Source organism: Pseudomonas kribbensis (assembly GCF_003352185.1).
GTDB classification, from domain to species: Bacteria; Pseudomonadota; Gammaproteobacteria; order Pseudomonadales; family Pseudomonadaceae; genus Aquipseudomonas; species Aquipseudomonas kribbensis.
In genome coordinates this window covers 1,706,899-1,720,393 of the sequence record NZ_CP029608.1, presented here as the reverse complement: position 1 = coordinate 1,720,393, position 13,495 = coordinate 1,706,899, and the positions used below count along the sequence as shown (strand labels likewise).

At 60.8% G+C, this 13,495-nt stretch carries 16 protein-coding genes; 10 read left to right on the top strand and 6 right to left on the bottom strand.

Going from position 1 to position 13,495, the window contains the following annotated elements:
• The first annotated feature begins 67 nt into the window (after positions 1-67).
• From speB to DLD99_RS08015, 6 genes are all read left to right on the top strand, one after another.
• A complete protein-coding gene (gene speB, locus DLD99_RS08040; RefSeq protein WP_007956591.1) occupies positions 68-1,018 on the top strand; it encodes an agmatinase in 951 nt (316 codons plus the stop codon).
• A gap of 10 nt (positions 1,019-1,028) precedes the next feature.
• Positions 1,029-1,451, top strand: coding sequence for a YybH family protein (locus DLD99_RS08035; RefSeq protein ID WP_085730101.1), 423 nt, complete (start codon positions 1,029-1,031; stop codon positions 1,449-1,451).
• A 55-nt stretch (positions 1,452-1,506) separates the two neighbouring features.
• Positions 1,507-3,018, top strand: coding sequence for a purine-cytosine permease family protein (locus tag DLD99_RS08030; RefSeq protein WP_114881850.1), 1,512 nt, complete (start codon positions 1,507-1,509; stop codon positions 3,016-3,018).
• Positions 3,019-3,172: 154 nt separating this feature from the next.
• Entirely contained in the window at positions 3,173-4,552 is a 1,380-nt protein-coding gene (locus DLD99_RS08025) for a sodium:solute symporter family protein (RefSeq protein ID WP_114881849.1), read from the top strand.
• A gap of 84 nt (positions 4,553-4,636) precedes the next feature.
• Complete coding sequence (locus tag DLD99_RS08020) at positions 4,637-5,362, top strand: MBL fold metallo-hydrolase (protein WP_114881848.1); 726 nt, start codon at positions 4,637-4,639, stop codon at positions 5,360-5,362.
• Between the two features lie 47 nt (positions 5,363-5,409).
• Complete coding sequence (locus tag DLD99_RS08015) at positions 5,410-5,658, top strand: phosphopantetheine-containing protein (RefSeq protein ID WP_085710356.1); 249 nt, start codon at positions 5,410-5,412, stop codon at positions 5,656-5,658.
• A gap of 101 nt (positions 5,659-5,759) precedes the next feature.
• Here DLD99_RS08015 and DLD99_RS29485 read toward each other — a convergent pair whose 3' ends face one another.
• Positions 5,760-5,888 (bottom strand): PA1414 family protein, encoded by a 129-nt coding sequence (locus DLD99_RS29485; RefSeq protein ID WP_007914492.1) that lies wholly within the window; start codon positions 5,886-5,888, stop codon positions 5,760-5,762.
• A gap of 142 nt (positions 5,889-6,030) precedes the next feature.
• Positions 6,031-6,924 carry a putrescine utilization regulator PtrR gene (gene ptrR, locus DLD99_RS08010; RefSeq protein ID WP_114881847.1) on the bottom strand — a complete coding sequence of 298 codons (894 nt, stop codon included), beginning with the start codon at positions 6,922-6,924 and terminating at the stop codon, positions 6,031-6,033.
• A 104-nt stretch (positions 6,925-7,028) separates the two neighbouring features.
• Between ptrR and DLD99_RS08005 the strand changes: the two genes are divergently transcribed.
• Positions 7,029-8,210, top strand: coding sequence for an MFS transporter (locus DLD99_RS08005; RefSeq protein WP_114881846.1), 1,182 nt, complete (start codon positions 7,029-7,031; stop codon positions 8,208-8,210).
• Here the strand turns inward: DLD99_RS08005 and DLD99_RS08000 are convergent.
• From DLD99_RS08000 to DLD99_RS07990, 3 genes are all read right to left on the bottom strand, one after another.
• Positions 8,155-9,087 (bottom strand): DMT family transporter, encoded by a 933-nt coding sequence (locus DLD99_RS08000; protein WP_085710351.1) that lies wholly within the window; start codon positions 9,085-9,087, stop codon positions 8,155-8,157. The two genes, DLD99_RS08005 and DLD99_RS08000, sit on opposite strands and share 56 nt — an antisense overlap.
• A 152-nt stretch (positions 9,088-9,239) precedes the next feature.
• Positions 9,240-9,650, bottom strand: a complete 411-nt coding sequence (locus DLD99_RS07995) for a DUF2177 family protein (RefSeq protein WP_114881845.1) — start codon at positions 9,648-9,650, stop codon at positions 9,240-9,242.
• A gap of 45 nt (positions 9,651-9,695) precedes the next feature.
• On the bottom strand, positions 9,696-10,532 hold the full coding sequence (locus tag DLD99_RS07990; protein ID WP_085710349.1) for a CvfB family protein: 837 nt from the start codon (positions 10,530-10,532) through the stop codon (positions 9,696-9,698).
• Positions 10,533-10,882: 350 nt separating this feature from the next.
• On the opposite strand from DLD99_RS07990, the gene DLD99_RS07985 reads away from it, so the two are divergent.
• The 3 genes from DLD99_RS07985 (at position 10,883) to DLD99_RS07975 (ending at position 12,944) form a co-directional block, all read left to right on the top strand.
• Positions 10,883-11,071: a hypothetical protein gene (locus DLD99_RS07985; RefSeq protein WP_016985943.1), complete on the top strand. Its 189-nt coding sequence runs from the start codon at positions 10,883-10,885 to the stop codon at positions 11,069-11,071.
• Between the two features lie 215 nt (positions 11,072-11,286).
• A complete protein-coding gene (locus tag DLD99_RS07980; RefSeq protein WP_114881844.1) occupies positions 11,287-12,003 on the top strand; it encodes a TorF family putative porin in 717 nt (238 codons plus the stop codon).
• Between the two features lie 71 nt (positions 12,004-12,074).
• A complete protein-coding gene (locus DLD99_RS07975; RefSeq protein ID WP_114881843.1) occupies positions 12,075-12,944 on the top strand; it encodes a DUF6279 family lipoprotein in 870 nt (289 codons plus the stop codon).
• Positions 12,945-13,002: 58 nt separating this feature from the next.
• Here the strand turns inward: DLD99_RS07975 and DLD99_RS07970 are convergent, their stop codons facing one another.
• Positions 13,003-13,395, bottom strand: coding sequence for a transcriptional regulator (locus tag DLD99_RS07970; RefSeq protein ID WP_114881842.1), 393 nt, complete (start codon positions 13,393-13,395; stop codon positions 13,003-13,005).
• Positions 13,396-13,495: the final 100 nt, after the last annotated feature.

Sequence of the window (13,495 nt, the reverse complement as noted above, 5' to 3'; positions counted from 1 at the left end):
GCGGCGTCCGAACCTGTGCTGAACGGCGCGCCGACATAAATAAAACAAAGACGATGAGGCCCTACCCGTGGACAAGATTCTTCACCAACCACTGGGCGGCAACGAAATGCCGCGCTTCGGCGGCATCGCCACCATGCTCCGACTCCCCCATGTACCGACCGCTGCCGGCCTGGACGCTGCCTTCGTTGGCGTGCCACTGGACATCGGTACTTCGCTGCGCCCCGGCACCCGCTTCGGGCCGCGCGACATCCGCACCGAATCGGTAATGATCCGTCCGTACAACATGGCCACCGGCGCTGCGCCGTTCGACTCGCTGTCGGTTGCCGACATCGGTGACGTGGCGATCAACACCTTCAACCTGCTCGACGCCGTGCGCATCATCGAAGAAGCCTACGACAACATCCTCGAGCACAACGTGATCCCGATGACCCTGGGTGGCGACCACACCATCACCCTGCCGATCCTGCGTGCCATCCATAAAAAGCACGGCAAGGTCGGTCTGGTGCACATCGACGCTCACGCTGACGTTAACGATCACATGTTCGGCGAGAAGATCGCCCACGGTACGACCTTCCGTCGCGCCGTCGAAGAAGGTCTTCTGGACTGCGACCGCGTGGTGCAGATTGGTCTGCGTGCGCAGGGCTACACCGCTGACGACTTCAACTGGAGCCGTGATCAGGGCTTCCGCGTGGTGCAGGCCGAAGAGTGCTGGCACAAGTCGCTGGAACCGCTGATGGCCGAAGTGCGCGAGAAAGTCGGTGGCGGCCCGGTGTACCTGAGCTTCGACATCGACGGCATCGACCCGGCCTGGGCACCGGGCACCGGCACCCCGGAAATCGGTGGTCTGACGACCATTCAGGCGATTGAAATCGTTCGCGGCTGCCAGGGCCTCGACCTGATCGGTTGCGATCTGGTAGAAGTCTCGCCCGCTTATGACACCACCGGCAACACCTCGCTGCTGGCCGCCAACCTGCTGTACGAAATGCTCTGCGTACTGCCGGGCGTGGTCCACCGCTGAGGGTCGGGTCATGAACGAACGTGATCAGGTTCTGAAAGCGGCCGCCGATCTGGTGTCCGCCTTCGCCCGCAACGATCGCGAAGCCTACTTCGGCGCGTTCAGCGCCGATGCGAGCTTCGTGTTCTACACCCTCGAACAGCCCCTGCTGTCGCGCGATGCCTATCAGGCCTTGTGGGACAGCTGGCGCGCCGAGGATGGCTTCGAGGTGCTGTCGTGCACCTCGAGCAACGCTTTCGTCAGCCTGCAGGGTGACGTGGCGGTGTTTATCCATGACGTGGCCACCGAGCTGCGCATGCAAGGGGAGCAACACTTCAGCCAGGAGCGCGAGACGATTGTTTTCAGGAAACAAGCGTCGAGCCTAGAACAACAAGGCCATTGGCTGGCCTGCCACGAACATTTGTCCGCAATGCCGGAAGGGCTGCCACCCCCTTAGCCAAGACAGGTGACGCTCACGCACGATGAGCGCGCCTTTATGATCGGAGCAGATCATGAATAACAACAACAAAGACCAAAGCCTTACGCAGATTGAAACCCACGGGGTCGAACAGATCCCGGACAACGAACGCACCGCCGGTCCCGTGGACTTGTTCCGCATGATCTTTGGCGGCGCGAATACCTTTGCCACCGCCGTGCTCGGCAGTTTCCCGGTGCTGTTCGGCCTGTCGTTTCAGGCGGGCGTCTGGGCGATTGTCTCGGGCGTGCTGCTCGGTTCGCTGATCCTCGCACCGATGGGCCTGTTCGGACCGCTCAACGGCACCAACAATGCCGTGTCGTCCGGTGCACACTTTGGCGTGCATGGGCGGATCGTCGGTTCGTTCCTGTCGCTGCTGACCGCCATCGCCTTCTTCTCGCTCTCGGTGTGGAGTTCGGGGGATGCGTTGATTGGTGGTGCGAAACGCCTGATCGGCCTGCCGGAAACCGACCTGACCCTGGGCCTGGCCTACGGTCTGTTCGCGATTCTGGTGCTGACCGTGTGCATCTACGGCTTCCGCTTCCTGCTGTGGGTTAACAAGGTTGCGGTTTGGAGCGCGAGCCTGCTGTTCCTGCTGGGCATCTTCGCTTTCGTCGGTCCTTTCGATTCGCACTACGCCGGCACCGTCAGCCTCGGCCAGCCTGGCTTCTGGGCCGCGTTCATCGGCGCCGCACTGGTGGCCATGAGCAACCCGATTTCCTTCGGCGCGTTCCTCGGCGACTGGGCCCGCTACATCCCGCGTGAAACCTCACGCAAGCGGATCATGGCGGCGGTGATTTTCTCGCAGGTCGCCACCTTCATTCCGTTCCTGTTCGGCCTGACCACCGCGACCATCGTGGCGATCCAGGCACCGGACTACATCGCGGCCAACAACTACGTCGGCGGTCTGCTGGCGGTGTCGCCGAGCTGGTTCTTCCTGCCGGTGTGCCTGATTGCGGTGATCGGCGGCATGTCCACCGGCACCACGTCGCTGTATGGCACCGGGCTGGACATGTCCAGCGTGTTCCCGCGCCTGCTGTCGCGAGTGAAGGCGACGTTGCTGATCGGCGTGCTGTCGATTGCCTTCATCTTCATCGGGCGCTTCGCGGCGAACCTGGTGCAGAGCGTGTCGACCTTCGCGGTGCTGATCATCACCTGCACCACCCCATGGATGGTGATCATGATCATCGGCCTGGTGGTGCGTCGCGGCTTCTACTGCCCGGACGACCTGCAAGTGTTTACTCGCGGGGAGCAAGGCGGACGCTACTGGTTCAGCCATGGCTGGAACTGGCGCGGCCTGGGCGCGTGGATCCCGAGCGCGGCGGTCGGCCTGTGCTTCGTCAACCTGCCGGGGCAGTTCGTCGGGCCGCTCGGTGAGTTGGCTGGCGGCATCGACATCAGCCTGCTGGTGACCCTCGGTCTGGCCTCGGTGATGTACCTGATGCTGCTGAGCCTGTTCCCGGAACCGGCGCTGGTCTACGGGCCGAAGGATCCACGGAGCAAGGGTGCTGCCACGGCAGCAAAGCCTGAAATGCGTCAGCCAGCCTGACACCATCCCCCTGTGGGAGCGAGCCTGCTCGCGATGACGGCAGCACATCCAACATCGATGTGACTGAAAAATCGCTATCGCGAGCAGGCTCGCTCCCACAAGGGAAAACTGATTCCAGCCTCACCATAAAAAAGACAATCGGAGACACGCCATCATGGCTTTGGATTTATTCGTCGTCCTCATCTACGCGGCCGGCATGCTGTTGCTCGGCTATTTCGGCATGCGCAAAGCCAAGACCAACGAGGACTTCCTCGTCGCCGGGCGTAACCTCGGCCCGAGCCTGTACATGGGCACCATGGCCGCGACCGTTCTGGGTGGCGCGTCCACCGTCGGCACCGTGCGTCTGGGCTACGTGCACGGCATCTCCGGTTTCTGGCTGTGCGCGGCACTGGGTTGCGGCATCGTCGCGCTGAACCTGTTCCTGGCCAAGCCGCTGCTGAAACTGAAGATCTACACCGTTACCCAGGTCCTGGAAAAACGCTACAACCCGATGGCCCGCTCGGCGAGCGCGGCAATCATGCTGGCCTACGCGCTGATGATCGGCGTGACCTCGATCCTCGCCATCGGCACCGTGCTGCAAGTGCTGTTCGGCCTGCCGTTCTGGGTCTCGGTGCTGCTCGGCGGTGGCGTGGTGGTGGTGTACTCGGCCATCGGCGGCATGTGGTCGCTGACCCTGACCGACATCGTCCAGTTCATCATCAAGACCGTGGGCCTGATGTTCATCCTGTTGCCAATCTGCCTGTACAAAGTCGGTGGCTGGGACGAACTGGTGCTGAAGCTGCCGGCGGCGGCGTTCAACTTCACCACCATCGGCTGGGACACGATCATCACCTACTTCATGATCTACTTCTTCGGCATCCTGATCGGTCAGGACATCTGGCAACGGGTGTTCACCGTCAAGAATGAAAAAGTGGCTCAGTACGCCGGCAGCTTCGCGGGCATCTACTGCATCCTCTACGGTCTGGCCTGCGCCCTGATCGGCATGGCAGCACACGTGCTGATCCCGGATCTGGACAACGTCAACAACGCCTTCGCCGCCATCGTCAAACTGTCGCTGCCGGACGGCATCCGTGGTCTGGTGATCGCCGCTGCCCTGGCCGCGATGATGTCCACCGCCAGCGCCGGTCTGCTCGCCGCCGCCACCACCCTGACTGAAGACCTGCTGCCGAAACTGCGTGGCGGCAAACAATCGAGCCTGGGCATCAACCGCCTGTTCACCCTGCTGACCGGTGTTGTGGTGCTGGGTATCGCGCTGATTGTGAATGACGTGATCAGCGCCCTGACCCTGGCCTACAACCTGCTGGTGGGCGGCATGCTGATCCCGCTGATCGGTGCGATTTTCTGGAAACGCGCCACCACCGCCGGCGCCATCGCCAGCATGGGCCTGGGTTTCGCCACCGCACTGCTGTTCATGGTCAAGGACGGTCTGGACGCCAACACCCCGATCTACTACAGCCTGGCTGTGGGTCTGGTGAGTTTTGTGGTGGTGAGCCTGGTATCCCGTCGCCCTGCCCCGGTGGCCAGCGCGATCTAAGCTGAACATAACGACTTGATGCTTTCTTCGACGAGTGTGGCGTCGGTTGCCATACTCGTTTTTTTTCGTCTGGAGAAATGCTTTATGAAGATTGTTTCTCGCGATCAGTGGTTCGAGGTGCAGCACCTGAACGATGGCATTCGCCTGATCCATGAGCCCTACATCCGCCCGTTCTATCGCTGCAACCTCTGGCATGTTCAGGGGCGGGACAAGGATCTGCTGCTCGACAGCGGTTCAGGCCTGGTGAGCCTGCGCGAGCAACTGCCGTGGCTGACCGAGCGGCCGCTGGTGGCGGTGGCCAGTCATTGCCATTTCGACCACATCGCCGGTCATCACGAATTTGCCGAACGGCTGGTGCATCCCGCCGAGGCGGACATTCTGGCAGCGCCGGATGGCGAGAATGACTTGAGCCGCGCCTTCGTCGGCGACGACATGTTCGAAGCGCACCCGGATTGCCCGTTGTGCTACGCCGAATACCGGGTCAAGGCTGCGCCGGCCACCGGGTTTGTCGAGGACGGTGATGTGCTGGACCTCGGCAACCGCACGTTGCAGGTGCTGCACACGCCGGGGCATTCACCGGGCGGGATCAGTCTCTATGAAGCGGCCACCGAAACCCTGTTCAGCGGCGACATCATCTACGACGGGCCGTTGATCGAAGACGCCTACCACTCCAATCTCGAGGACTACGCCGCCAGCCTGCGACGCTTGCAGGTCCTGAAGATCCGCACGGTGCATGGCGGCCATTTCGGCAGTTTCTCGGGAGAGCATTTACGCTCGATGATTGACGAATGGTTGCGCCGACACGCCTGAGGCCTGCTGTACTCCAGTCAGATCCCGCCACTTTTTGAACATCTGCCATGAGAAGAGCTGCCGTGCGTGCCGCCGTGCACCGATTCATCAAACGCCTGCTGGAACACCGCGACTTCAATGACAACACCAGTCTGGCGGAGCTGGGTCTGGAGAAGGCGGACATCGAGGATCTGATCTTCCACCTGGAAGATGAATTCGGACTGACGGCCTTCACCGCAGAAGAGGACCGAATGCTCAAGAGCGCGAAAACCGCGAATGACTTGAGCCGGTTTCTGTTGGAAATAGGGCGGCACTGAAAAGCAAAAGGTCGCCGTTTCGGGCGGCTCCAGCTTCTTTTCTGCCGGAGCCGCCCGAAACGGCGACCTCTCTAATCTTTAATCCTTGGAGCCGGAAGGCATTACCGCCGACGCTGCTGACGCCGACGCTGTTCGTCGTCAGTGCGAATCGGGACCGGTTGCAGAGGCGGTTCGATCAAGCCGAGGGCAACACCCAAATCGTGCAGCCAGTTCTGAATTTTCTCTTTCATCGTCATGCCCCCTTCAGGGTGGTGCTGAGCGGCCGGAATTCTGTAGCCGCTTCGCACTGATAATAGTCCGAAGTCCTACGCAATGCTCGGCGAAATCCGCAATGATCTGTTACTGAATGGATCAGAATCCCTGACCGATCGTTCAAGCCGTTTCCCGGGTATCTTCGCCAGCCACGGGATAGAGCGCCTGCTGCTGTTCAATCCACGCGTTGAGGTTGGCCCCGACCATGCCCCGGCGCCACATGAGCCATGTTGTCGCACTGGCAAAAGGTTCGGCCAGCGGGTGCACCGCGACACTTTCGCGGCCCGGCAGGCTGGCGAGCATCGACTCCGACATCAGCGCCACGCCGCTGCCGGCAATCACGCAGGCGAGCATGCCCTGGTAGGACTCGATCTCCATCGCCCGGCCCATCGCCGCGTGATAGTGAGCGAACCACGACTCCAGCCGCGCGCGGTAGGCGCAGCCATGGCGAAAGGTGAACACCGCCCGCCCCTCGACATCCTTGGCACTGCGCACCGGTGGGTGATCGGCCTCGCTGATCAGTACCAGCCGCTCGTTGCACAACGGCACGCCGTCGATCCCGGCCAGTTGCGGCGGGCCGTCCACCAGCGCAGCATCGAGCCGCCCGGTGAGCAGCCCCTCCAGCAACTCGCCACTGGGCCCGGACTGCACCTGCAGATTCACCGCCGGATACTGCTTGTGATACCGCGCCAGCAACGCCGGCAAGTGAATTGCGGCGGTGCTGTACAGGGTGCCGAGCACGAAATCCCCCGCCGGTTGCCCGCCCATCACCGCCGCGCTGGCCTGATCGCGCAGGGCGAACAGTTTGCCGGTGTAGTCCAGCAGGACTTTTCCTGCAGGCGACAACTGCAAACGCTGACGCTCGCGGACGAATAGTTCGACGCCCAATTGCTCTTCGAGCTGCTTGAGCCGGGTCGACAGGTTCGACGGTACGCGATGCAGGCGTTCGGCGGCGCGAGTGATCGAGCCCTCCTCCGCCACGGCCTGGAAGATTCGCAGCTGGCTGAACTCCACAACCTTTCTCCTGAACAGAACAAGTTACTCACTATTATTCAATTTTAAAGAAAGTCAATCAGTCCTAGCCTGACGGTCATTGAACCTCTAACGGAATCCAGACCATGTCGCCGCTGATTCGCTTATCCGCCAGTTTCATTGCCCTGATGATGGCCATGGGCATCGGGCGTTTCGCCCTCACGCCGCAACTTCCCCACCTGATCAGCGAAGGGCAGATTGATCTGACCGCCGCCGGTCTGATTGCCGCCGCCAACTACCTCGGCTATCTGCTCGGCGCCGTGGACGCGATGTTTTCCCGCCGGCCCGATCAGGTGCAGCGGCGCCTGCATGGCGGCTTGTGGCTATGTGTACTGCTGACGCTGGCGTCGTTCTGGGCCAACGGTTTCTGGTCGCATCTGCTGCTGCGCTTCGGCACGGGTGTAGCGAGTGCCTGGGTGCTGGTGATGATTACGGCGCTGAGTCAGCCGCTGGCTGCGGCGGCGGGTCGCCCGAGATTGGGAGCGCTGGTATTTGCCGGGCCGGGCCTTGGAATCTTTCTGACGGGGTTGCTGGCGCTGTTCTCGCATCTGGCGCAGCAAACTTCCGCCACTTTGTGGCTGATCTATGCCGCCGTGGCGTTGGTGATGTTGCTGGGGATCGTACGGATCCTGCCGCAACCGGGCGTCAGTGCAAGCGTCGCGCCTGCCGCCGACAATCATTCGAATCGCGGCATTGGGCGATTGGCAGTGGTGTATGCCTTGTACGGCGTGGGCTACATCATTCCGGCCACGTTCCTGTCGCAGATGGCCAACGCGCAGTTTCACGGACAATGGCAGGCGGATCTGTTCTGGCCATGCTTCGGCCTCGGCGCCGCTCTCGGTGTGTTGCTGGTGAGTCTGCGTCGGCACGATCCGGACACCACCCGTCACTGGCTGGTGGCGACGTTGTGGTTGCAAGCGGCTGGTGTCTTTGCCTGCCTGCTGGGCAGCGGCCTCGGCCTGGCTTTGGGCGTGATCCTGTGCGGCACGCCGTTCCTGGCCTGCATGCAACTGGTGATGCAGCGTTCCCGGGAACTGGCGCCCCACGCCACCCAGCGCAACGCCGGCCTGCTCACCGCGTGCTTCGCTGTCGGTCAGCTCAGCGGGCCGTTGCTGGCGGCGGTCAGCAGCCACTTCAGCGGTGGCCTGCAACCGGCGCTGGTGATCGCCGGCAGCGGCCTGCTGATTGCCGGCGGTCTGGCGTGGAAGCCGCTTACGACTGGCCGAGCGCTTTGCGCAAACGCCGACGCACCCACTGTTCCGCGCTGACGAAGGTGATGCCGAGCAACACCAGCACGGCACCGATGATGAAGTTCAGGCTCAGTTCTTCGCCGAGCAGCACCACGCCGAACGTGACACCGAACAACGGGGTCATGAAGGAAAACACCGCCAGGTTGGCCGCCAGATAACGGCGCAGCAGCCAGAACCAGGTCAGGTAACTGAAGAACGACACCACCAGGCCCTGGAACAACACGCTGCCCACCGCCACGGCGGTCAGGCTGACATGGGTGATCTGGCCGCTGAGCAGCGCGATCAGCAGCAGGCCGACGAAACCGACGATCAACTGATAAAACAGCGTCAGCGTCACCGGCGCTTCCGACAGGCGCGAGGCGCGCACCACCACGGTGGTCGCGCCCCAACTGGCCCCGGCCAGCACGCCGAGGGCATCGCCCAGCAGCATGCGGTGATCGAGGTTGTCCCATGACACGCCGCCGGCAAACGCTACCGCGATCCCGACAAATGCCATGAAGATCCCCAGCCATTGCACTGGCCGCAGACGCTCGCTGGGCAACAGGAAATGCACGCCCAGCGCAGTGAAGATCGGCGCGGTATAGAGGAAAACCGACATGTGCGCCGCAGTGGTCAGTTGCAAACCTTCGGAAATGAACAGGAACTCAAGCCCGAACAAGGCACCGGCCAGCAAGCCGCCGCGCCAGGTCGTGCCGACCTGATCCCAGCCGCCCTTCCAGCAGATGAGCAGTCCTACAAGCAGTGCGGAAATTCCCGACCGCCCCGCCGCCTGCATCACCGGCGCAATGTCGGTCGCCGCCCACTTGATCAGCACCTGCTGCACGCCCCAGATCAGGCACAGGCCGATCATCACCTGCAGGGCAAAGCCGTCGGCACTGCGCCGACTGACGCTCACCGCAACACCTCGAACACACACGACATGGCAGTTTTTCCAAAGGTCAAAACAAAGCCCCGGCTCTTCGTCCGGGGCAAAAAATGGTCTCGGGGATTATTAACCAGTTGGCCAGAAAAAGCCGTCTGGAAGAGACACTTCATTCTCCTGAAGCGTCAGCGGTGATGGGTTGACCTGCCAAACCGGCCGGCCACGACAAATCCGACCGTACAGGCCAGCGCCGTGGCAAACGTCCCCCATGCCCAATCCAGCAACGTCACCTGCACCGACCAGCCACGTAGCGTCGCCCAGTTGGTCAGGTCATAGGTGCCGTAAGCGACCAGCCCGAGCAGCGCCCCCATGCGGACAGCACGTTGCCAGGTCAGCGCCGGCAACACCACAAACGCCACGCAGCCGAAAACGTACAGGCAATAAAAAACCGCTGCTGGCACCAGCAACGGTTTTTCGAGCATCAGCGGACCGAGCAGTTCGCGATAGGTCGGCGCCATCAACACGCCGAGCCAGAGGCCGTCGAGCAAAAGAAACGTCAGCAGCGTGGCGACGTAGGCAATCAGCGCTTTTTTCATTTGCCCGACCTCAGGTTGGCCCATGCAACATGGGCCACGTCAGGCTCAGGTTAGTTCAATGCGATCGGCATGAATGACGATCTTGCCTTCCTTGTACAACGAACCGATGGCCTTCTTGAAGTTGCCCTTGCTGACACCGAACAGGCTGCTGATCAGCGCCGGGTCGCTCTTGTCGCTGACGGCCAGGGTGCCGTTGCTTTCGCGCAACTTGGCGAGAATCTTCGAACTCAGGCTGCTGGCCGCTTCCTGCCCCACCGGTTGCAGGCTCAGGCTGATCTTGCCGTCGGCGCGCACTTCCTTGATGAAGCCTTTCTCGCGCATGCCGGAACGCATGAACTTGAAGATTTCATTCTTGTGGATCAAACCCCAGTGCTTGTTGTTGATGACGGCCTTGAAACCCATGTCAGTGGCTTCGGCCACCAGTAGATCGACTTCCTGGCCCACGCTGTAGTTGGCCGGGGTCTTGTCGAGGTAGCGATCAAGACGCGCGGTGGCGGTGATGCGGCGGGTGTGTTTGTCGAGGTAGACATGCACCACGCAGTATTCGCCGGCGGTCATCTGGCGTTTTTCTTCGGAGTAAGGCAGCAGCAGATCCTTCGGCAGCCCCCAATCGAGGAACACACCGATGCTGTTGACTTCAACAACTTTCAAACTGGCAAATTCACCGACCTGAACTTTTGGTTTTTCAGTGGTGGCAATTAGTTTGTCATCGCTGTCCAGATAAATGAAAACATTGAGCCAGTCTTCATCTTCGCTGGGAATATCTTTGGGGATATAACGGTTGGGCAAAAGAATTTCGCCGTCGGCACCGCCGTCCAGATATAAACCGAAGTTAGTGTGTTTAACCACTTGCAAACTGTTGTAGCGCCCGACTAAAGCCATTTCCAATACCCTCATTGCGTGGGCGGCATTCTACCCGGTTTTGCCGGGTTCGTTGGCCGGCAGATGCTCCGGCAAACCGAAAATTGCGCGAAGCCTTGATTTTCCTTGGTTTGCCACCGAGCGGGCGCCACTCGTCAGACCACCTCGGCGACTTCGCAGCGCGCCGCCCCCGCGAAAAAGCCACCGATCTCGATAAATGTTGTTATTTAAAACAGCAGGTTAGCGGGATATTTCTAATAATTAATCGAGAATAATCCACCCACACGCCGGGTTATTCCGGGGGATATTTACCAAGCAATTGTCAAGTTATTCCTGTACGATGCCTGGCCGAGTTACTTTTCTACAGGTTAATGGCCGCCATGCGTGTAAAAGCATCCACCAGCAAAGCAAAGCCAGCTCCAGCCGTTGAAACCAGCGAATCGATCAACGATCAGATCGCGGCATTCCTCAAGTCCGGCGGCGAGATCCAGCAAATTGCCAAGGGCGTCAGCGGCCAGACGTTCGGCCCGTCCAAGCAGATCAGCCTGGGCAAGAAGTAACACCCCGCAACATCCCAGTCCCAAGGCGCTTTGAGCTTCGAAGCGTCTGGACCGGAACCCTCGCAAGACCTCTCTCGCGTTTAATCAAACCGACAAAACATCAGAAATCGACGAACGGCCCTCGATGCCGATCATTCGCCGGTATCCTTGCACGCGTCTGGATCAAGCGTTTCAGCAGGTACGTCGGCCTGCGCTCGCTGTTCATGGAGTGACGCATGCTCAAACCCCTCTGTTTATTTCTTGCAGGACTGCTGGCGAGCCCGGTGGCGCACGCGCAGATTTTCCAGCGCGAACTCGGCGACTTCGACCTCAAGCTCGGCACTACGCCCAGCCGCAGCATGGCTCAGGGCCTGGTCAAGCCCTCGGCGGCCGGCTCGTTTCACGGCGGCCTCGATCTGACCCATGACAGCGGCCTCTACGTTGGCCAATACGCGCCGAGCATGGGGCTGACGCCGGGCAAGAATCTGGAGATCGACTCCTACGTAGGCTTCAAACAACCCTTCGATCAAACCCTCGGCTACGAAGTCGGGATGATCCATTACAGCTATCCGAAGGTCGACACCCTCGACAGCCAGGAGCTGTTTGGCGGACTGACCCTGCTCGGCAGCCGTTTCGGCATCGCACTGAGCAACGATCCGGACAAACAGAACAACACGCTGTTTGCCGATCTGGGCGGCAACCAGCCGTTCGGCATCGGGATCAGCATGAAATACACCACCCATCAGCTCAATACGCCGGTCTCGGTGGACGGCGGTTATGTCAGCAGTTTTACCGATTGGTCGGTGAAATTTTCCCGGCCGGTGATGGGCATCGACCTGGACCTGATCTACAGCAATTCCAGCCTCAGCGGCAGCGATTGCTCCGCCTATTCCGGGCACAACAGCCAGTGCGACGGGCTGGTCACGCTCAAGGCCGAACGCGCGTTCTATTGATTGGCTGAACTGCCGGGAGCATCCTGCGTTCACATAAGAATCAGACGCCAGGCTTTCGCAAGGACTCGCTCATGTCTCGCTGGTTCAAACACTGCGCCACCCTGTTGGTCTTCACCCTCGCCCTCGGCGCGTGCAGCCGCGTCGGCCTGGCCTACCGCAATCTCGACGTGATCATTCCATGGACGCTCAGCGACTACCTGGACATGACCGGCGAGCAGAAAGGCTGGTTCAACGAACGCCTCAAGGAACACCTCAGCTGGCACTGCACCACGCAATTGCCGGGTTATCTGGACTGGCTGGATCGCCTGCAAACCATGGTCGAGACCAATCAGGTCACCGACGCCGCACTTCAGGCCCGCACTCTGGAAGCCAAGCAGGCGATTGCCGAAACCGCCCGGGAAATCACCCCATCGGCCATCGAGTTGCTGCAAGGGCTGGACGACAAACAGGTCGCCGACATGAACGATGCGTTTGCCAAGGACCTGCGCAAACGTCAGCAGGAGTATGTGAAGCCACCGCTGGCTCAGCAGATCGCCGAGCGTGGCGCCCGCATGGACAAGCGCCTCAACGACTGGCTCGGGCCATTGAGTGTCACGCAAGAGCAACGGGTGATGGCGTGGTCAACCGCACTCGGCGATCAGAACACTCAATGGATCGCCAACCGTGCGCACTGGCAACAGCAGTTCAGCGCCGCCGTTGCCCAGCGCAAAAGTCCGGAATTCCCACAGCGTATCGAGACACTTCTGGTCTATCGCGAGCGTTTATGGACAGCGGATTACCGCAAGGCCTACGCCGACACCGAGGCTCAGGCGCGCTCGCTGGCAGTGGATCTGATGGCAGAAAGCACACCGCAACAACGCCAGCGCCTGTTGAAGAAAATCGAAGGGGTGCGCAAGGACTTCAATGATTTGAAGTGTCTGAAAGCGGCGAAAGCAGGCTGAGGTTCATTGAACCTGCGGGAGCCGGAAAATCCGGCTCCAGAGGGATCGCAGCAGGCCTTCAGGCAATCTGCGCTTTTGACGCTACACGGTCGAAGGTCGCCTCATCCAGTGCATCCTCCTGTTCATCCAGCACCTGACGCGGATGATCGTTACCGGGAATGCTGCTGTCGATCAGGCTCAACAGGCTCGACCCACGCGGGGTCAGGCTGAAGTTGTTGCCGGTGCTGCCTTCATCGTCGCCACGGGGTTCGATATAACCGCGCAGCAACAGCTTCTGCTCGTATTCACAGGCGATGGTTTTCAGATGATCCAGATTCTCGATCGGCTCGCCTGCCGCCGCTTTTTCCGCTGCATAGTCTTCGGCATAGGAACGCGGTGCAAAGCTGTGGCCTGCGCCGTTCTGCACTTCATGCAGCAGGCGTTCAATCAAATCCCAGTTATAAGTCGTCATCCTGAACCTCCGGTGCGCGTGATTAATGGCGCTGTCTTAGGTTGTGACCCGAGCGAGCAATAGCCGTTCAGCTTCATTTGCGGCACCGACCGACCGGCGG

Excerpts from the sequence above, each read along its gene's own strand:
- DLD99_RS08035 (WP_085730101.1), top strand. The coding sequence starts at position 1,029 with ATGAACGAACGTGATCAGGTTCTGAAAGCGGCCGCCGATCTGGTGTCC.
- DLD99_RS08030 (WP_114881850.1), top strand. The coding sequence starts at position 1,507 with ATGAATAACAACAACAAAGACCAAAGCCTTACGCAGATTGAAACCCAC.
- DLD99_RS08025 (WP_114881849.1), top strand. The coding sequence starts at position 3,173 with ATGGCTTTGGATTTATTCGTCGTCCTCATCTACGCGGCCGGCATGCTG.
- DLD99_RS08020 (WP_114881848.1), top strand. The coding sequence starts at position 4,637 with ATGAAGATTGTTTCTCGCGATCAGTGGTTCGAGGTGCAGCACCTGAAC.
- DLD99_RS08015 (WP_085710356.1), top strand. The coding sequence starts at position 5,410 with ATGAGAAGAGCTGCCGTGCGTGCCGCCGTGCACCGATTCATCAAACGC.
- DLD99_RS29485 (WP_007914492.1), bottom strand. The coding sequence starts at position 5,888 with ATGAAAGAGAAAATTCAGAACTGGCTGCACGATTTGGGTGTTGCCCTC.
- DLD99_RS08005 (WP_114881846.1), top strand. The coding sequence starts at position 7,029 with ATGTCGCCGCTGATTCGCTTATCCGCCAGTTTCATTGCCCTGATGATG.
- DLD99_RS07995 (WP_114881845.1), bottom strand. The coding sequence starts at position 9,650 with ATGAAAAAAGCGCTGATTGCCTACGTCGCCACGCTGCTGACGTTTCTT.
- DLD99_RS07990 (WP_085710349.1), bottom strand. The coding sequence starts at position 10,532 with ATGGCTTTAGTCGGGCGCTACAACAGTTTGCAAGTGGTTAAACACACT.
- DLD99_RS07985 (WP_016985943.1), top strand. The coding sequence starts at position 10,883 with ATGGCCGCCATGCGTGTAAAAGCATCCACCAGCAAAGCAAAGCCAGCT.
- DLD99_RS07980 (WP_114881844.1), top strand. The coding sequence starts at position 11,287 with ATGCTCAAACCCCTCTGTTTATTTCTTGCAGGACTGCTGGCGAGCCCG.
- DLD99_RS07975 (WP_114881843.1), top strand. The coding sequence starts at position 12,075 with ATGTCTCGCTGGTTCAAACACTGCGCCACCCTGTTGGTCTTCACCCTC.
- DLD99_RS07970 (WP_114881842.1), bottom strand. The coding sequence starts at position 13,395 with ATGACGACTTATAACTGGGATTTGATTGAACGCCTGCTGCATGAAGTG.